The following is a 19571-nucleotide window of genomic DNA, read 5'->3' on the forward strand; positions in this document are numbered from 1 at the left end:
ACGGCGAGCGGTGCGACGACAAGGAATCGTAACGATCCGACGCGAAGCCTCGGGCACTTCTATTGATCATGGAATGATCCGTTCTACCCCCCACGGCAAGCTTGTCGGCATTGCCATCAGGCGGAAAATGTTTGACCGTTCCATCGTCGACTACCCTGATCGAGAAATTCAGAACTCTCCTGTGTATTCGCTGCATGGGGACCTGTTGATCATCGCCTGGCCCGCTCCTGGCGATGCGGGTGAAATTAAGGAGTGTCCGTGAGCCTGGAGTGGGTGGCGAACCGCTTCCGCCTGCTGGGAGCCATCGGCAAGGGCAACATGGGAGAGGTTCACCGCGCCGAGGACGCGGAGGCGGCGGAAGCCTCCGCCGAGCGCATGGTCGCGGTGAAGCTGATCCTCCGCGGTCGCGCCGGGGCCGTGATCGACTCGTACGACGACGCCAAAACGGTCCAGCGGTTCGAGCGGGAAGTGCGCATCATGCGCAGACTCGACCACCCCAACCTCCCCCGCACGATCGCCGGCGGAGTGGACGTCTCCGGCCTGCCGTACCTGGCGATGGAGCTTTTCGACGGGTACACGCTCCGAGACCTCGTGGCCGAGCACCCGCAGCTGCCCGTCGCCTGGGTCGCCGCGCTGGGCGCGCAGATCGCGGCCGGCCTGTCCGCGGCGCACGCCGCCGACGTCGTCCATCGTGATCTCAAGCCTTCGAAAGTGATGCTGCTGCGCGGAGGTGTGGTCAAGGTCCTCGACTTCGGCATGGGGCGGATCGTCGGCGAGATCGAGAGCAGCAGGGTGACGAGCACGGGCGTCACGGTCGGCACCGCCCGTTATATGGCCCCCGAGCAGTTCCTCGCCGCCGCGGTGACCCAGGCCGCCGACCTGTACGCCCTCGGCTGCATACTGTTCGAACTCCTCACCGGTGTGCCGCCGTTCCACAGCGAGTCGGCACACGAGCTCGGACAGAAGCACCTCGACGAGCCACCGCCTTCCGTACGGCTGCTGCGCTCGGACGTCCCCCAGGATCTGGCGCGACTCATCGGGCGGTTGCTCGCCAAGGAAGCGGTGGACCGGCCCGCCGACGCCGTCGTCGTTCGTGAGGCTCTGCTTCCGCTCGCCGTGGGAGATGAGCACGTCCCCGGGTGGGACGGCTTCGACCCCGTCCGTCACCTCACGCCCGCCCAGGCGCGGAACCCTGATCCCGGCCCGGCCACCGGCCTCGCGAACGCCGCGGCGAGCAGCCCGACCACGTCCGCCGGCATGGACGTGTTCGAGGTGCACCGGCAGCTCATCAAGGACTACCGGGCGTTCACCGAGGGCGGCACGATCATCCGTGACGATCGGATCAAGGCCTTCGTCGAAGACGACCTGGACGCCAAGTCCCAGTGGCCCGACCCCTGGTTGTCGCTGAACCCCTTCTTCGCCTCGGCGGGCACGGTCCTGGAGCTGGCGAACGACGGCGTGTTACACGAGGAGTGCGCGCGCATCTTCCAGGCGGGCAAGACCAAGGACGGCACGGTGTGCGACGGCCGCCCGCTCACGCTCCACCAGCACCAGTTCGACGCGGTCAGGACCGCCCAGTCCGGCGAGTCCTACGTCCTCACCACCGGCACCGGATCGGGCAAGTCGCTGGCCTACATCGTGCCGATCGTCGACAAGGTTCTGAAGGACAGGGAACGAGAGGGCCCCAAAGCCCGCAAGCGGGTCCGCGCGATCATCGTCTACCCGATGAACGCCCTGGCCAACAGCCAGCGCGAGGAGCTCAAGAAGTACCTGACCCATGGGTACGGCGAAGGCCGCGAGCCGGTCACCTACGCCCGCTACACGGGTCAGGAGAACGAGGACGACCGCAAGGCGATCCGGGACAACCCACCGGACATCCTGCTCACCAACTACGTGATGCTGGAGCTGATGCTCACCCGTCCGGACGACCGGCGCTCCCTCATCAAGATGGCCGAGGGCCTGGAGTTCCTGGTCTTCGACGAGCTGCACACCTACCGGGGCCGTCAGGGCGCCGACGTGGCCCTGCTCATCCGCCGCGTCCGCGAGGCGTGCCGGGCGAAGAACCTGCAGTGTGTGGGCACCTCGGCCACCATGTCCAGCGAGGGCACCTTCGCCGAGCAGCGCGCGACCGTCGCCGGCGTCGCCTCCACACTCTTCGGCACGCAGGTGCGCCCGGACAACGTCATCGGCGAGACGCTGGTGCGCGCCACCGGTGAGCCGCCCGCGACGGTCCCGGCCGAGCGGCTCCGCCTTCCCGGTTCGCCGCGCGCCTACGCCGACCTGGCGGCGGACCCACTGGCCCGGTGGATCGAGGCGCGCTTCGGGTTGGCCGTGGACGAGACCGGGCGGCTCGTCCGGCAGAAACCCGCCAAGATCGAGGAGGCGGCACGCGAACTGGCAGCCGGCGTTAGCGAGAGGGGCACGAGCAGCGGGGTCGACGAGCAGCGCTGCGTCGAGGCCATCCGCCACACGCTGAAGGCAGGCTCGGAGGCCCGGCACCCGGTCACCGACCGGCCGCTGTTCGCCTTCCGGCTGCACCAGTTCCTGTCCAAGGGCGACACCGTCTACGTGACCCTGGAAAGCGAGCGGTCCCGCCATCTGACCCGCGACTACCAGCTCGTCCAGCCCGGTTCCGACGGGAAGCTGCTGCTGCCGCTGGCCTTCTGCCGCGAGTGCGGCCAGGAATACCTGACGGTGTGGCGCGAGGAGAAGAACGGCGTCACGACGTACGGCTCGCGCCCCGACACCGCCGCCACCGGCGGCCGGACCGGCGACGGTTACCTCTACGTCAGCACCGACCGCCCCTGGCCCGCCACGGCCGAGCGGGCCATCGCCGACCGGCGCCTGCCCGACTCCTGGCTGGAGATCGACGACCATGGCGCGGAGACCGTCCGCTCCACCTACCGGGCGCGTGTCCCCGTTCCGGTCCGGGTCGACCCGTACGGCGTGCAGGACCGCGGGGAACTGGAGGCCGCCTTCATCCCCTCCCCGTTCCTGTTCTGCCTGCACTGCGGGGTCAGCTACGAGCAGGTCAGGGGGAAGGACTTCGCCAAGCTGGCCCGGCTCGACCAGGAGGGCCGCTCCTCGGCGACCTCGCTCGTGTCGGCCTCGATCGTCCGTTCGCTGAAGGAGGCGCCGCCCGAGGCGCTCAAGCCGGAGGCCCGCAAGCTCCTCACCTTCGTCGACAATCGGCAGGACGCCTCGCTGCAGGCCGGGCACTTCAACGACTTCGTGCAGATCACCCAGTTGCGCAGCGCGCTCTACCAGGCCGTCGTGGACGCGGGCGCCGACGGCGTCACCCACGAGAACCTCGCCGCACGAGTCTCGGACGCGCTCAGGCTCACTCCGGCCGAGTACGCCGGGGGCGGCGCGGACCTGCCGCCGTCGATGGCCCGCAACGCCGCCAGGACCCTGCGGGACGTCATCGCCTTCCGGCTCTACATGGACCTGGAGCGCGGCTGGCGGGTCACCATGCCCAACCTGGAGCAGACCGGCCTACTGAAGATCGACTACGCGGATCTGGACTGGCTCTCCGGGCGGCAGGACCGCTGGTCCGACCCCGAGCTCAAGGTCCACGCGGAGCTGTGCGAGGCCGAGCCCGGCAGGCGCGCCGAGATCATGCGGGCGCTGCTGGACGAGATGCGCCGCGCCCTCGCCATCGACGTGCAATGCTTCCGCGACGACTTCGACACCCTGCAGCGCGCCAGCGAGGAGCGCCTCGTCGACCCGTGGGTGCTTTCAGCCGGTGACAGGCCTCGGGTGGGCACCGCCTACCCGCAGGCGTCGCGGCCCGGCATGGACCGCGCCGGCCTGTTCCTGTCCGGGCGGGGCAAGTTCGGCAAGTATCTCAAGCGCGTCCACTTCCCCGGCCTGTCCACCGACGATCTCCAGCTGATCATCACGAACCTGTTCCGGGTGCTCGCCAAGGCCGGGCTGCTCACCGAGGTGGCGGCCGCCCCACAGCGGGCCGGCCGGTTCCGCGGGCGGTCCGCCCCCGCCGCCACCGGCTACCGCATCTCGGCGGCCTGCCTGATCTGGCGGGCCGGGACCGGCGAGACCGGCGGCCACGATCCGCTGACCCGGACCTACGCCAGCGGCGACGGCCCCCGCGTCAACACGTTCTTCCGCGACCTCTACCGGGACACCGCCGGCGCCCTGGCCGGGCTGGCGGCCCGTGAGCACACCGCGCAGGTCGCCCCCGAGGAGCGGGAGCGGCGCGAGAAGGCCTTCGCCAAGGCCGACCTGAAGCTGCTGTACTGCTCACCGACGATGGAGCTGGGCGTCGACATCGCCGAGCTCAACGCCGTGATGATGCGCAACGTGCCGCCCACCCCGGCCAACTACGCGCAGCGCAGCGGCCGGGCCGGCCGATCCGGGCAGCCCGCGCTGGTCACCACCTACTGCGCCACCGGCAACAGCCACGACCAGTACTATTTCCGCCGCTCGGAGCGGATGGTCGCGGGCGCGGTCGCCCCGCCCCGCCTCGACCTGGCCAACGAGGACCTGGTCCGCTCGCACGTGCAGGCCATCTGGCTGGCCGAATCCGGGCTGAAGCTGGGCAGCGCCATCCCGCACATCATCGACATCAGCTATCCGGCGGACACCCGATATCCCGCTCCCGAGCTGGCCCTGCACAGCGACGTCGTCGCCAAGCTGCGGGACGCCGCCGCCCAGCGGCGCGCGGTCACGGCCGCCAGGGAGGTCTTCGGCGGGCTGTCGGCCGAGTTCACCGACGCCACCTGGTGGCACGAGCGGTGGATCGAGGAGACGGTGCGCAACGCGCCGCGGGAGTTCGACCAGGCGTGGAACCGGTGGCGTGACCTGTTCCGGGCGGCCCTCGTCGACCAGGCCGAGCAGAACCGGCGCGTCCTGGACCACACCCTCACCGAACGCGACCGGAAGATCGCCGTCGGCCGTCGCAAGGAGGCCGAGACCCAACTCGACCTGCTGAAGAACGAGAGTGCCGACAGCAGGACGCTGCTGAGCGACTTCAACCCCTACCGTTATCTGGCCAGTGAGGGGTTCCTGCCCGGCTACTCCTTCCCCCGGCTGCCGCTGGCCGCCTACATCCCCACCACCGGGCGGCGGGCCGGTGACGGCGACTACGTGCAGCGGCCCCGGTTCCTGGCGATCCGCGAGTTCGGGCCGGGAGCCCTCATCTACCACGAGGGCTCCCGCTACCAGGTCACCCGCATCCAGTTGCCGCCGGACGCCACCGGCGACGTGGTCACCACCACCGCCAAGCGGTGCGCCGGCTGCGGCTACCACCACGACGCGCACGAGCGCGCCGACCGATGCGACATGTGCGGGCAGCCGCTGACCGACATCACCCCGGGGCTGCTGCAGCTGCACACCGTCTACACCAAGCGGCGGGAACGGATCTCCTCCGACGAGGAGGAGCGCCGCCGCGCGGGGTTCCGCCTGGTGACCTCCTACCGCTTCCAGGATCACGGCAACCGCCCGGGCCGCCGGGACGGCATCGTGACCGACCCGGCCGGGCCGCTCGCCACGCTGTCGTTCGGCGACTCCGCGACGGTCCGCATCTCCAACATGGGCCGGATCCGCGCCAAGGAGGGCGAACCGGACGGTTTCTGGCTCGACCCGGCCGACGGCCGCTGGATGAACGAGCGCGAGGCCGGCGAAGCCTCCGGCGACTCCGGTGAGATGCCGCTCGTCGACGCCGACGGCGACGAGAAGCGCCGCCGCAAGCGGGTGATCCCCTTCGTCCAGGACACCCGGAACATCCTGGTGCTGAAGCTGGACGAGCCGCTGGACGAGCCGGTCGCGCTGTCGCTGATGTACGCGCTGGAGCGCGGCGTCGAGGCCGCTTTCGAACTGGAGGACGCCGAGCTGAACAGCGAGCTGCTGCCGCCGGACGAAGGTCCCCGCGACCGGATGCTGCTCACCGAGGCCGCCGAGGGCGGCGCGGGCGTCCTGCGGCTGATGCAGTCCGAGCGGTACGCGCTGGCCCGGGCCGCCGCCGAGGCCCTCGCGATCTGCCACTTCGCCCCCGACGGCACTGACCGAGGCGGCCCGCACGAGGACCGGCCCTGCGCCCGCGGCTGCTACGAGTGCCTGCTGACCTACGGCAACCAGCACCACCACGCCGCGATCGACCGGCACGCGGTCCGCGACCTGCTGCTGCGCTTCGCGTCCGGCCGGGTGCTCACCGCCGGCCGGGGCGAGAGCCGTACCGAGCAGCTGGCGCGGCTGGCCGCGCAGTCGGACACCGCGCTGGAGGGCAGGTTCGTCGCCTGGCTCAAAGAGCACGGCCTGCGCCTGCCGGACGAGGCGCAGACCTTCGTCGCCGAGGCGCTGGCCCGCCCGGACTACGTCTACCGCCTGCCCGGCGTCAACGTCGCGGTCTTCGTCGACGGCCCCGTGCACGACCACGAGATCGTCGCCGAGCGTGATCTCGACGCGGAGGACCGGCTGTTCGACAGCGGCTGGGACGTGGTCCGCTTCCCGCACGACGGCGACTGGTCCGCCATCGCCACCCAGTTCACCCGTTACTTCGGCACAGCGACGCGAGGAAACCTCTGATGACGTACACGGCCGGTGCCCTGGTCTCCGCCCGCGGCCGGGACTGGGTGGTGCTCCCGGAAAGCGCCGCCGACATGCTCGTGCTGCGCCCGCTGGGCGGCGCCGACGACGACATCGCCGCCGTCTTCCCGGCGTTCGAGGAGGTCCGCGGCGCCGAGTTCGCGCCGCCGTCCCCCGCCGACCTGGGCGACTCGCTCGCCGCCGGACTGCTCCGTACGGCACTGCGCATCGGCTTCCGCTCCGGCGCCGGGCCGTTCCGGTCGCTGGCCGGCATCGCCGTGGAACCCCGCGCCTACCAGCTCGTCCCGCTGATGATGGCGCTGCGGCAGCGGACCGTCCGCATGCTGATCTCCGACGACGTCGGCATCGGCAAGACCGTCGAGGCGGGCCTCATCGCGAGCGAGCTGCTGGCCCAGGGCAGCGCGCGGCGGCTCGCCGTGCTCTGCTCGCCCGCGCTGGCCGAGCAGTGGCAGGAGGAGCTGCGCACGAAGTTCGGCATCGACGCCGAGCTGGTCCTGGCCTCCACCGTCTCCCGGCTGGAGCGCGGCCTGGACCTGGGCCAGTCGCTGTTCGACAAACACCCGAACGTGATCGTCTCCACGGACTTCATCAAGTCCACCCGGCACCGCGACGACTTCGTCCGGCACTGCCCCGACCTGGTCATCGTCGACGAGGCCCACACCTGCGTCGCCGCCGACGACGGCGCCTCCACGCAGAACCAGCTCCGCTACGAGCTGCTCCAGCGCGTCGCCGACCCCACGGCCGACCGCCACCTGCTGCTGGTGACCGCGACTCCGCACAGCGGCAAGGAGAGCGCCTTCCGCAACCTGCTCGGCCTGGTCCGGCCGGAGCTGGCCGAGGTCGAGCTCGACACGGAGGCGGGCCGCCGCCTGCTGGCCCAGCACTTCGTCCAGCGCAAGCGGGCCGACGTGCGGCAGTTCCTCACCGTCAGCGACGGCCTGGCCGACGACAGCCTGGCCGAGACCACCTCGTTCCCCTCCGACCGCTACTTCAAGGACGAGACCTACAAGCTCTCCCCCGCCTACCGCGCCCTGCTCGACGACGCGATCGCCTACGCCGGGGAGCGGGTGAGCGCAGCGGGCGACCGAGGCAAGCGGGAGGCGAGGATCGCCTGGTGGTCCGCGATCGCGCTGCTGCGCTCGATGGTCTCCTCGCCGCGCGCCGCCGCCCAGACCCTGCGCACCCGCTCGGCGGCCGCCACGGCCGCGACCGCCGAGGAGGCCGACAGGCTGGGCGCGCCGCTGACCGGCGACGCCTCCGACAGCGACGTCATGGAAGGGCTCGACGTCGCACCCGGCGCGGAGATCGATGACGCGGGCGTCCGCCTGGCCGAGCTGGCCGGCCGCGCGGAGGCGCTGGAGGGCCCGGCGGCCGACCGGAAGCTGGCCGCCCTGGTCGAGCACCTGAAAGACCTGCTGAAGACCGGCTACCACCCGATCGTCTTCTGCCGCTACATCCCCACCGCCGAGTACGTCGCCGAGCACCTGGCGGGCAGGCTCGGCAAGAAGACCGTCGTACGCGCCGTCACCGGCACCCTGTCGCCGCAGCAGCGCCTGCAGCGCATCGAGGAGCTGGCCGAGCAGGCGGGTGACGACGCGGCCGCCCGCCGCGTCCTGGTCGCCACCGACTGCCTGTCCGAGGGGGTCAACCTCCAGCACCATTTCGACGCCGTCGTCCACTACGACCTCGCCTGGAACCCCACCCGGCACGACCAGCGCGAGGGCCGCGTCGACCGCTACGGCCAGAAGAAGGACACCGTCAAGGTGCTCACCCTGTACGGCAGCGACAACGGCATCGACGGCAAGGTCCTCGAGGTCCTCATCAAGAAGCACCGCCAGATCCGCAAGGACCTGGGCATCTCCGTCTCCGTCCCGGACGCCGCCTCCACCGGCGTCACCGACGCGATCGTCGAGTGGCTGCTCATACGCAGCCAGCGGCGCGAGCAGGAGGCCCTGTTCAGCTTCGACGAGATCAGCGACCGGGCCGCCGCGCTGGAGACCGAGTGGAGCTCCGCGGCCGAACGCGAGAAGACCTCCCGCTCCCGTTTCGCCCAGCGCTCCATCCACCCCGAGGAGGTCGCCCGCGAGGTCGCCGCGATCCGCGACACCCTGGGCCGGGCCGGCGAGATCCGCACGTTCGTACGGCACGCGCTGGCCTCCCTCGACGGCGTCCTGCGCGACGAGCCGGGCGGCACGGGCACCCTCACCGGCGACTTCAACGCGGATCTGAGCGGCACCCCCGCCGGGCTCCGCGACGCCCTCGCCCCCGTCGTCGGCGGCGACGCCGTCGAACTGGGCCGACCGGTGCCGTTCCGCACGACGGCCGCGGTGGCGCGCGGCGAGGCCGCCCTGGTCCGCACCGACCCGGTGGTGGGCGCACTCGCGGGCTACGTCCTCAACGCCGCCCTCGACGGCCAGGCCGAAGGCCCGCGACCGGCCAGCCGTTGCGGGGTGATCCGCACCGGGGCCGTCGGCACCCGCACCACGCTGCTGCTGGTCCGCTACCGGTTCCACCTCACCCTGCCGTCCCGGGCGGGCGCCCGCCAGCTCGTCGCCGAGGACGCCCGCCTGCTCGCCTTCCGGGGCTCACCCGCGAACGCGGTGTGGCTGCCGGCCGAGGACGCCCTGCGGCTCCTGGACGCGACGGCCGACGACAACACCGACCGCGTCTTCGGCGAGCGCACCATGGCCCGCGTGCTCGACGGCCTGCCTGCCGTGGCCGCGCACCTGGAGGCGTACGGCGACCAGCTCGGAGCCGAGCTGCTCGACTCGCACCGCCGGGTGCGCAGCGCGTCCGGCGAGATCATCCGCGGGGTGAACGTCACCGCGCAGAAGCCGGCCGACATCCTCGGCGCCTACGTCTACCTTCCGGTCTCTGGAGGAGCCGCCTGATGTCCGCCATCGCCCGCAACCAGGTCTTCACCGCCGTCCACACCATCGGCGGCCTCCTGCCCGCCGACATGCTGGTCCGCATCTCCGAGGGCAGGGACGTCGAGGGCTCCCGGCCCGCCGACTACCGCATCGTGGGCTCGCGATCGGTGCGTGACGAGGCCGAGCGCCACTGGGACTACCTCAAGTCGGTCTGGAGCGAGCTGCGCGAGAAGCTGCCCGTCACCCCGGAGGCCGACGCCCCCGCCGACCCCACGGGCCTCGCGGTCAGCCAGTGGCTCGAACCGCTCTTCACCGAGCTCGGCTTCGGCGACCTGACGGCCCTCAAGGGGTCGGGGATCGCGTCGGACGACGGCGGCAAGGTCTTCGCGATCAGCCACCGCTGGAGTCACGTCCCCGTCCACCTGACCGCGTGGAACGCCGCGCTGGACAGGCGCCCGGCGGGAGCCGGCACGGTCCCGCCGCAGTCGCTCGTGCAGGAGTGCCTGAACCGCGCCGACGCCCACCTGTGGGGCATCCTGACCAACGGCCGCCAGCTGCGCCTGCTGCGCGACTCCAGCGCGCTCGCCACCTCGTCGTACGTCGAGTTCGACCTGGAGGCCATCTTCGACGGCGAGCTGTTCAGCGAGTTCGTGCTGCTCTACCGCCTGCTGCACATCTCACGGTTCAAGGTCGAGGACGGCGCGGCGCCGTCCACCTGCTGGCTGGAGAAATGGCGCACCGAGGCGATCGCGTCGGGCACCCGGGCGCTGGAGCATCACCGCGACGGCGTCCAGAAGGCCATCACCACGCTCGGCACCGGCTTCCTCAAGCACCCGGCCAACACGGGTCTCCGCCAGGGCCTGGACGTCGACGCCTTCCACGTCGCGCTGCTACGCCTCGCCTATCGGCTGATCTTCCTCTTCGTCGTCGAGGACCGTGACGCGCTCCACCCGCCGGACACCGACGGGGAGACGCGCCGGCGGTACGCCACCTACCTCTCCTCCGACCGGCTGCGCCGCGTGGCCGGCCGCCGCCGGGGCACCACGCACACCGATCTCTATCAGGCCCTGCGGATCGTCTTCGACGCACTCGGCGACGAGCAGGGCCGCCCCGAGCTGGGCCTGCCCGGCCTCGGCGGTCTCTTCGACGACACCGAGGCGGACGCTCCGCTGCGGGGGCTGTCCCTTGCCAACGCCGACCTGCTGGAGGCCGTACGGCACCTGGCCCGCGTCCGGGACGTGGGCACGGCCCGCTGGCGGCAGGTGGACTACCGCAACATGGGCTCGGAGGAGCTCGGCTCCATCTACGAGTCGCTGCTGGAGCTCGTCCCCAAGCACAGCGCCGTCGACAGGACCTTCGAGCTGGTCGACCGCCTCGGCAACAACCGCAAGAAGACCGGGTCCTACTACACGCCGAGCTCCCTGATCGAGACCCTGCTCGACTCCACCCTCGACCCGGTCATCGACGACGCGCAGAAGCGCGGCGAGGCGAAGGCATCGGCGGCCGGTCAGCCCGACCCGGCCGAGGCCATCGTCGCCGAGCTGCTGTCGCTCACCGTCTGCGACCCGGCCTGCGGCTCCGGCCACTTCCTGGTCGCCGCCGCCCGCCGGATCGCCAAGCGGGTCGCCGCCGTGCGGGAACGCAACCCCGAGCCCACCCTCGACGCGGTACGGCACGCGCTGCGCGAGGTGATCAACCGCTGTGTGTACGGCGTCGACCTCAACCCGATGGCCGTCGAGCTGGCCAAGGTCTCGCTCTGGCTGGAGGCCATGGAGCCGGGCAAACCGCTCGGTTTCCTCGACGCGCACATCAAGCTCGGCAACGGGCTGATCGGGGCGACGCCCACCCTGCTGCGCGACGGCATCCCCGGCAAGGCCTTCAAGGCGGTCGAGGGCGACGACACGAGCTACGCCAGGTTCCTGGAGAAGCAGAACGACCAGGAGCGCATCGGACAGGGCGGTCTTTTCGACCTGACCCCGGAGACCAAGGTGGCCAACACCGCCTTCGCCGCGGAACTGCGCCGCATCACGGCCGCCCCCTCCGACGATCTCGCGCAGGTCCGGCGGCAGGCCGCGGCCTACCGCGACTGGGAGGCGTCCCCCGCGTACGTCCGCGCCCGGCACGTAGCCGACGCCTGGTGCGCGGCGTTCATGTGGCACAAGACCAAGGACGCGCCACCCGCGATCACCGACGCCGTCTTCCGCGCCCTCCAGGACCCGGACGGCACGGCCGCCTCTCAGGCGACGAACGACGAGATCGTACGGCTCAGCCGGGAGTATCGCTTCTTCCACTGGCACCTGGAGTTCCCCGACGTCTTCACCGTCCCGGACGACGGCTCCGACGCCGCCATGGACGCCGCTACGGACGGCGCTGTGGACCCGGCAACCGGCTGGGCCGGCGGTTTCTCGTGTGTCCTGGGCAACCCGCCCTGGGACAAGGTCGACTTCGAGGACAAGAAATACTTCAGCGTCATCGACCCGGAGATCGCCGCGATCGCGGGTGTGGACCGACGTCTCGAAATCGCCATCTGGGCCGACAAGAACCCGGAGGCGGGCAAGCGCTACTGGGCCGAGCGCCGCAAGGTGAAGTCGACGTTCCATTTCGCGGGAGACTCCGGGGTCTTTCCCCTGTGCGCCAAAGGCCTCTCGGTGAAGGGCGTCAACTCACTCCAGACCGATCAGCTCTTCACCGAGCGCTTCGCGTCCATCGCCGCGCCCGAGGGCCGCTTCGGCTGCGTCATTCCGACGGCCATCGCGACGGGTGCGGGAGCGCAGCACCTTTTCAGCGACCTCACCCAGCGCGGCGCCATCGCCTCGCTGTACGACTTCGAGAACCGTAAGCCGCTCTTCGTCGGGGTGCACGCCAGCTACAAGTTCTGCCTGCTCTCCCTGACCGGTCGAGGGCTGCGCGAACCGGCGGCGAAGTTCGCGTTCTTCCTCGAAGACCCCGGCGACCTCGACAATGCCAGCCGTGTTTTCACGCTCAGACCGGAAGAGATCGCTCTCATCAACCCCAACACCGGAACCCTCCCCATCTTCCGATCCCGTCGGGATGCGGACCTCACGGCGTCGATCTACCACCGCATCCCGGTCCTGTGGAACGAAACCGAGAAGAACGGCAACCCCTGGGGCATCACCTTCAAGAACCTCTTCAACATGACCGACGACTCCGACCTCTTCCGCACACGGGAGCAGCTGGAGTCCGAAGGTTGGCAGCTTCGCGGCAACGTGTTCGTCCGGGGCAACGAGCGGATGCTGCCGCTGTATGAGGGCAAGATGGCCCACCATTTCGACCACCGGTGGAACTCCTACTACGGCACGGGCAACGAAGACCGCCGCCGACTGACCCTCGCGGAAAAGCAGGACTCCTCAGCCGCCGCCGACCCACGCTATTGGATCGCGGAGACTGGGCTGATCCCTACCTTCCGGAAGAAAAAGGAGGTCGAGGTCCCCGGCGTCACCCTTCGCTTGGAGGAGGTTCGCTGGGACCGTGATTGGCTCTGCGGTTGGCGTGACGTGTGTCGTACAACCGACGAGCGCACGGCCATCCCCGCTTTTCTCCCGCGCGCGGCTGTCGGTCATACATATCCTCTAATGCTGCCGCAGGTAGCTCCCGCCCTCACCGCAGCGCTTATCGCCGCGCAGAGCTCACTGGTCTTCGACTTCGTGAGTCGTCAGAAGGTGGGCGGCATTCACATGGCCCTCATGACGTGGAAGCAGTTGCCCGTCCCCAGCCCCGAGATGCTGGAGTCTCACACGCCGTTCCTCACTCCGCGTGTCCTCGAACTCGTCTACACCGCCCATGACATGGCCGGACTTGCCCGGGACCTGGACGACTCGGGTGCGCCGTTCCGGTGGGACGAGGAGCGCCGGGCGCAAATCCGGGCCGAACTGGACGCGTACTTCTTCCACCTCTATGGCATCTCCCGTCCGGATGTGGACTACATCCTGGAGTCCTTCCAGTCCGACTCGGGCGGCGGGCTCAAGAACAACGAGATCGCCAAGTACGGCACGTACCGTATTAAGGATCTCGTGCTGGCCGAGTACGACCGGATGGCCGTCGCAGGAGTGAGCCTCACCAGCCCGCTCATTGACGGCGAGAACTACACCTCCACCCTCACTCCCCCACCGGGCCACGGCCCCCGCCATCCCGCGGCGCAGGCCGTACCCGCCGGTCGGGCGGATGGTGAGGAAGCCTGATGTCCAACGAGTACCCCGAATTTCAGATCCGCCTGCCCGACGGCGGCCTCGTCGCGCATGGTCTACTGCTGGACGAGAAGGGGACCAACGGCAGCCAGAAGTTCGTGGTGCTGGCCGGGTCGCCCGTCCGGCCGCACGTCGTGCCATCGTTCGAGGAGAAAGGCGGTGCCCCGTACCGGCTCCGGCAGGAGCTGATCGACAACGGGACAATCGCCAAGTCCCCGAAGTGGCCAGGATATCTGGAGACGGGCCGGGACATCGTCTGCAACTCCCCGTCCGCCGCCGCCGCGATCGTGCTCGGCCGCAGCTCCAACGGGTGGACCGAGTGGAAGAGCAAGGGCGGGCATCCGCTCGTCGACTATGTCGATCAGGCGGGGTGGGGACCCAGCCGCACCTGGCTGGTTCGGGGATCCAACGTGGCCGGGTCCGACCTGGTCAGGCGTCTCTGGCTCCCCGAGGGGCGGGTGAGCCTCGCGGCGAGTCACCTGCGTGCGGGCGTCGAAGAGGGCATCAGCAAGGATCGGCTGCGCGGCTTCGTGGAGGAGGACTACGAGTCCACAACCACGTACACCCAGCGGATCCGGCTGGTCGAGGACTTCCACGTCTTCCTGTCCCGGATGAAGCCGGGAGACACCGTCTGCACGATCTCCAACAGCCTGCTGTACGTAGGGGAGATCACCGGCAAGGTCGAGCAGGTCGCCTCCGAAGGCGGCAGGTCGAACCTGCGGCGCCCGGTGGAGTGGCAGAGCACCGGGTACGGCTACGACGAGCTGCCCGAGGAGCTCCAGCAGAAGCTCTCCATCCAGCACGACATCGTCGACCTCACTCCTGTCCAGGCGCTGGTCGCCGGGCTCGGGAAGAGCGATGAGGAGCTGGCCGACGAGGTGCGGGAGACCGAGGGCGACGCGAGCGCGGAGATCGCCGCGCTCGTCGCCCGCCGGAGGCTGGAGCTGCCCGAGCCAACCGAGGAACTCGCGGACGAGCTCCTGGTGCATGACGTGGCGTGGCTGCGCGAGGTGCGCGATCTCCTCTGGGATGAGCGGCAGCTCGTCCTCTACGGTCCGCCCGGCACCGGCAAGACCTTCCTCGCGCTCAAGCTGGCCGAGTTCCTCGGCGGCGGGCCCGAGCAGGTCAAGCTGGTGCAGTTCCACCCGTCGTACGCCTACGAGGACTTCTTCGAGGGATTCCGGCCCCAGGAGGATCCGCAGACCCGGGACGTCGCCTTCCGGCTCACCGCCGGGCCGCTCCGGGAGCTCGCCGACCTCGCCTCACGCGAGGGCAACCGGCACGTCCCGCACTTCCTCGTCATCGACGAGATCAACCGGGCCAACCTGGCGAAGGTCTTCGGCGAGCTGTACTTCCTGCTGGAATATCGGAACAGGTCGGTGCGGCTCACCTACTCGGGCGACGACTTCGCGCTCCCGTCGAACCTGTTCGTCATCGGCACCATGAACACCGCCGACCGTTCCATCGCGCTCGTGGACGCCGCCATGCGCCGCCGTTTCGCGTTCGTCGAGCTCTCGCCCCGGACCGAGCCGACCCGCGGGCTGCTCCGCCGCTGGCTCACGCGGGAAGGCCGAGATGCCGAGCCCGCCGGCCTCCTCGACGCGCTCAACTCCCGCATCGCCGACCCGGACTTCCAGGTCGGTCCCTCCTACCTGATGAAGGAGGGGGTCTACCGGGACGGTGGTCTCGAACGCACCTGGCGCACGAAGATCATGCCGCTGCTGGAAGAGCACCACTACGGGGAGGGCGTGGACGTCGAGGGGCGCTATGGACTGCCGTCGTTGCGTGCCGCCGTCGGGCCCGCTCCGGAGACCGCGGCACCCGGCCCGTCGTGACGGTCATCGAGCTCACCGAGCACGGCGCGGCGCTCCCGGTCGTGCTCGACGACGCCACCGGCCGGGCCCTGGCGGCCTCAGGGCTCGTCGACGCCGCACCCGATCCGTACGTCCCCGGACAGTGGCGGATCCGGGCCGGAGGCAAGGTCGGCGCGGCGACGGTGACCGTACCCGGCGGCGGCACGATCACCGTACGGATCACGCCCAAGGTGCCCATCGCCCGGCTCCTGTTCCTCCTCGGCTACAGCCGCAGCCCCAAGGGGTGGCGGAGCGACGAGGTGCCATTGGAGGAGGAGCCGGAGACGCTGCCGGCCTTCGCCCACCTGTTCGTACGGCAGGCGGAGGAGGCCCTGCGCCAGGGGTTGATCCAGGGCTACCGGACCACCGAGGAGACCGCCCTCCTGGTGCGGGGCAGGATCCGCGAGGCCGACCAGATCCGCAGGCACCACGGCAGGCTCATCCCGCTGGAGATCGTCCACGACGAGTTCACCGTCGACATCGCCGAGAACCGGATCCTGCGCACCGCCTGCGAGCGGCTCCTCCGGCTGCGCCGTGACATTCCCAGCGGCTTTTCCGGCGACATCCCCGGCGGTGCTCCCGGTGGCATCCCCGCCGACGTGCGCGGCGGGCTGCTCCGGCTCCGCGCCCGGCTGGCCGACGCCACCCCGATCGGCAGGGGCCGCGAACTGCCCACGTGGCGACCCAGCCGGCTCAACGCCCGCTATCACAAGGCCCTGCACCTGGCCGAGCTGGTGCTCCGGAGTGCCTCCGTCGAACACCGGCCCGGCGACGTCACCGTGCACGGTTTCCTCTTCGACATGGCCAGGATCTTCGAGGACTTCGTCACCACCGCCCTGCGCGAGGCCCTCGCCGGCAGCGGCGGCCGCTGCGTCCTCCAGGCCGCGCACCACCTCGACGAGCGCCGCGCGATCCGCATGGTCCCCGACTTCGTCCGGTACGCCGACGACGGCACCCCGCTGGCCGTGGCCGACGCCAAGTACAAAGCCGAGAAGCCCGCCGGCTTCCCGGACGCGGACATCTACCAGATGCTCGCCTACTGCACCGCGCTCAACCTACGGGACGGCCACCTCGTCTACGCCAAGGGCAGCGCCCCGCACACCGCCCACCGCGTACGGCACGCCGGCATCACCATCCACCAGCACGCCCTCGAACTCGACCAGCCACCTGCCGGTCTGCTCGCCGAGATAGCGGCCCTGGCCCAGCAGCTCACCGGGCACACCCCCCGCCTGTGCCCGCCCGACAATCGCACTCAGCCGAGGTCGTCGAACTCGCCATCCTTGACCCCGCCAACGAAGGCGTCCCACTCAGCGGGGGTGAAGAACAGCTTGGGACCCTCGGGGTCCTTGGAATCCCGCAGGACGTAGAGCCGGTCGCCGTCCTTGCGAACGACACCCTCGGAGACGACGGTGGCCTCGACGCAACTGCCGTCCGTGTAAACCCTCTGCACGCCGGGAACTGTCGAACGGAGACATCGCCGTAATCGGCCGCGACCTCACCCGCGCCTACCGAGACCGGCTCCCGTCAGGAGTGAGCCTGAGCGAAGATGAGTGCCTCGTCGTCATTCCCCGCAACATGATCCTCGCCGCCAAACCGGATATTTCAGATGCTTAACGACTCGCGGCGGATCGGGTAGACGCTGGTGATGCCCTCCGGTCACCACCAGCTTTACAGCGGATGCTGTCCGTCGCCGGACTCCCGGATGGACTCCACGAGTCTCCACACCGACGTGGACGGGTTCCGCATGTGGTCGTTTCCTTTGGGGTCGATGGCCCTGGCGCGCCGGCAGGCGTCGTCAACGCCGGCCTCGAAGTCGGCGAACCTGGTGCTTCCCTTGCTCCATCCTGGCAGTGCGCATTTCACCGCCTTCTCGACCTCACGCGCTGACTGAAAGGGAGCACGGTGCTCCTTGTGGTGCAGCAAGAGCCAGAAGTCGAAGCACGGGGTGGAGAGCCCGAGCTGGACCTCTCCGCCTGCCGTCGACAGCATCCGCTCGGCGAGGTCGCGATCGAGCTCCGTGTCGAGGACGCACCACACCTCGTCGCCGTCATCGTAATCATCGACGCGCCAGCGCCGTTGCGCCTCATCGATCACGCTGAGGTGGTCGACCTCGGGATTGACCACATCGAGCACAGGTCCGCCTCGCACCCGCATCCCCCGAAAGTAGAGTCTCTCGGTGTCACCTTCGCAAAGGATGAGAAAACGCTTCTTCTCGACTCGGGCTCCGGAGGGCCGACGCTTGAGGACGGACCTTCTCTCAATCTGCGACCGGCGTGTTGAGTTGCTGTTGCTCTTGGACTGTCGGGGGGACATGCGTTGAATCTACCCGCGTGGCGAGCGCCGCCATGAAGAGTTCGTCGTCGACATTGGGAACAGCACCGTATCGTCCCGTTAGGTAGCGACGCTCCCTGTTGTCCTCTTTTCGCGGTTTGAAGTCAGTCAGTGGGAAGAGCTGCGTACCGCCGTCCTCCCCCTTCTCGGTGAACCAGATCTGGTCCCGCCTGAGCACGTCTCGGCCTTGGACCCGGCCGAGCAACGCGGAGTCGTGGCTGGCGAAGATGAGTTGCGCGCCATGTGGATTGGTAACAGGATCCTGGAAAAGTTGGACCAGCTTGGCGCTGAGGTAAGTGTGCAGGCTGGTGTCCAGTTCGTCGACGAGGAAAACACCTCCACGCTCCAGGATGGGCAGCACCGAGACGGCAAGGCGGAACATCTGCTGGGTTCCCTCCGACTCCCCGTCGAAAGGGAGTGCGAACTCACCCGAGCCGCTCAGGTGCCGGAACAGCAGCCTGGTCTGACGCTGCGCCGTGAAGTCATCTCCGAGCCTGCGCCACCGCTCGGCCCGTTCGGCCAGTTCCTCGTCGGACTCCTCGACGATCTCGAAGCCGGCGATGCCCGTGTCCGCGGCACGCATGAGATTCACTATCCGGCTCTGAAGTTCGGGGAATCTCATGTTCCCCAATCTGTTCGCGAGCATCCCCATGGGCATGGTGAGTCTCGGCGAATGGAAACGTTGCTCGGCAAACCAGCCATAAACGGGCCTAAGAATATCTTTTCGAGCACGCGCCCCCACGGACAGAAGGAGCACATTCGGCTCCACAAGCTCCTCCAGACTCTTGACAGAGTCGGGAGTGTTCACTCCGTACGTGAAGCGGTCACCGCTGCGCTCGAAGATTTTCCGTTCTCTCTTGTGCGGGTAGCTGTACAGCCACTCCTCTACGACGGCGGCATCATCGACGGCGAACCCGTACGTGTACTGAACGCCGTCGATCGACACATCCACCACGTAGGTGGACGGCTCACCGCTGTCGAGTGCGAACGGGTTTCGCCGCATCCCTCCGCCAGGTTCGCTCTCCCGGAAGGACCACCTGACCAGGTGAGTCATGTATCTGATCGCGTCGATCAGGTTGGACTTGCCCGAAGCATTCGGCCCGAAGATCGCCACCACCGGCACGGCCTGCCACTCCCGGCCAGGCGCGTCCTGCTCGTCGTAAGCAGGTGTCAGCAACAGTTGCTGCTCCTCACGCAAGGAACGATGGTTGGCCACGCGAAAACTCAGCAACATCTCGCCTGTCACCCCCTTCTGGGCGGACTCAGAGCTTACATTCTGCAGAATAACCGCACGAGTGATCGCCGACTATGTTTGGCATGACTTGGGCAGGGCTCGGCCACGCCTTCGCGTCAGCCTGCCGCCGCCTGGTGGTGGTGGTGCTGGGCGAGCAGACGGAGGTTGGCAGAGTCCTGCGAGGCGGCATCCGGCCGGTCGGCGCGCAGCACGATCGACCAGTCGACGTTGTTGGCGTCGGTGGTGGTCCGCATCGCGGCCACCCCCCCGACCCGACTCGGCCGCGAGCCCATCGTCAGCGGCGACCTCGGGGGCGCACTGGACCGGAGCCGGGCCCGCCATTGCTTGGCACGACGAGGGTGCGGGTGCCCGCGACGAACGTGCTGCTGGCCGAGTTCCTCGGCGGCGGGCCCGAGCAGGTCAAGCTGGTGCAGTTGCATCCGTCGTACGCCTACGAGGACTTCTTCGAGGGCTTCCGGCCCCAGACGCCACTGGCCGGGCCCTGGCGGCCTCC

Annotated in this window: 9 protein-coding genes and 1 pseudogene; 6 read left to right on the top strand and 4 right to left on the bottom strand. The window is 69.5% G+C overall.

Going from position 1 to position 19571, the window contains the following annotated elements; genetic code table 11:
• The first annotated feature begins 73 nt into the window (after positions 1 to 73).
• The 6 genes from Mth01_RS01870 to Mth01_RS29500 all read left to right on the top strand — a co-directional run bounded on the left by Mth01_RS01870 (position 74) and on the right by Mth01_RS29500 (position 16859).
• Entirely contained in the window at positions 74 to 262 is a 189-nt protein-coding gene (locus Mth01_RS01870; protein WP_204010222.1) for a hypothetical protein, read from the top strand.
• Entirely contained in the window at positions 259 to 6543 is a 6285-nt protein-coding gene (locus Mth01_RS01875; RefSeq protein WP_239089124.1) for a protein kinase domain-containing protein, read from the top strand. Before Mth01_RS01870 ends, Mth01_RS01875 begins: the two co-directional genes overlap by 4 nt.
• On the top strand, positions 6543 to 9455 hold the full coding sequence (locus Mth01_RS30070; protein ID WP_204010224.1) for a DEAD/DEAH box helicase: 2913 nt from the start codon (positions 6543 to 6545) through the stop codon (positions 9453 to 9455). The genes Mth01_RS01875 and Mth01_RS30070 overlap by 1 nt, the downstream gene beginning before the upstream one ends.
• Entirely contained in the window at positions 9455 to 13633 is a 4179-nt protein-coding gene (locus Mth01_RS01885; protein WP_204010226.1) for an Eco57I restriction-modification methylase domain-containing protein, read from the top strand. The genes Mth01_RS30070 and Mth01_RS01885 overlap by 1 nt, the downstream gene beginning before the upstream one ends.
• Positions 13633 to 15474: a DUF4357 domain-containing protein gene (locus Mth01_RS01890; RefSeq protein ID WP_204010228.1), complete on the top strand. Its 1842-nt coding sequence runs from the start codon at positions 13633 to 13635 to the stop codon at positions 15472 to 15474. Before Mth01_RS01885 ends, Mth01_RS01890 begins: the two co-directional genes overlap by 1 nt.
• Positions 15475 to 15635: 161 nt before the next feature.
• Positions 15636 to 16859 (top strand): McrC family protein, encoded by a 1224-nt coding sequence (locus Mth01_RS29500; RefSeq protein ID WP_407695909.1) that lies wholly within the window; start codon positions 15636 to 15638, stop codon positions 16857 to 16859.
• On the opposite strand, the pseudogene Mth01_RS30320 reads toward Mth01_RS29500, so the two are convergent.
• The 4 genes and pseudogenes from Mth01_RS30320 to Mth01_RS01910 form a co-directional block, all read right to left on the bottom strand.
• Positions 16832 to 16942, bottom strand: a pseudogene (locus Mth01_RS30320) (hypothetical protein); the annotation flags it as partial. The gene Mth01_RS29500 and the pseudogene Mth01_RS30320 sit on opposite strands and share 28 nt — an antisense overlap.
• Positions 16943 to 17160: 218 nt before the next feature.
• Positions 17161 to 17805 carry an RloB family protein gene (locus tag Mth01_RS01900; RefSeq protein ID WP_204010232.1) on the bottom strand — a complete coding sequence of 215 codons (645 nt, stop codon included), beginning with the start codon at positions 17803 to 17805 and terminating at the stop codon, positions 17161 to 17163.
• Positions 17750 to 19069 (bottom strand): AAA family ATPase, encoded by a 1320-nt coding sequence (locus Mth01_RS01905; protein ID WP_239089147.1) that lies wholly within the window; start codon positions 19067 to 19069, stop codon positions 17750 to 17752. Before Mth01_RS01905 ends, Mth01_RS01900 begins: the two co-directional genes overlap by 56 nt.
• 104 nt (positions 19070 to 19173) lie before the next feature.
• A complete protein-coding gene (locus Mth01_RS01910; protein ID WP_204010234.1) occupies positions 19174 to 19311 on the bottom strand; it encodes a hypothetical protein in 138 nt (45 codons plus the stop codon).
• Between the last annotated feature and the right edge of the window lie 260 nt (positions 19312 to 19571).

Origin of the sequence: Sphaerimonospora thailandensis, assembly GCF_016863115.1 — a bacterium.
Lineage (GTDB): Bacteria > Actinomycetota > Actinomycetes > Streptosporangiales > Streptosporangiaceae > Sphaerimonospora > Sphaerimonospora cavernae.

Excerpts from the sequence above, each read along its gene's own strand:
- Mth01_RS01870 (WP_204010222.1), top strand. The coding sequence starts at position 74 with ATGATCCGTTCTACCCCCCACGGCAAGCTTGTCGGCATTGCCATCAGG.
- Mth01_RS30070 (WP_204010224.1), top strand. The coding sequence starts at position 6,543 with ATGACGTACACGGCCGGTGCCCTGGTCTCCGCCCGCGGCCGGGACTGG.
- Mth01_RS01885 (WP_204010226.1), top strand. The coding sequence starts at position 9,455 with ATGTCCGCCATCGCCCGCAACCAGGTCTTCACCGCCGTCCACACCATC.
- Mth01_RS01890 (WP_204010228.1), top strand. The coding sequence starts at position 13,633 with ATGTCCAACGAGTACCCCGAATTTCAGATCCGCCTGCCCGACGGCGGC.
- Mth01_RS01900 (WP_204010232.1), bottom strand. The coding sequence starts at position 17,805 with ATGTCCCCCCGACAGTCCAAGAGCAACAGCAACTCAACACGCCGGTCG.
- Mth01_RS01910 (WP_204010234.1), bottom strand. The coding sequence starts at position 19,311 with ATGCGGACCACCACCGACGCCAACAACGTCGACTGGTCGATCGTGCTG.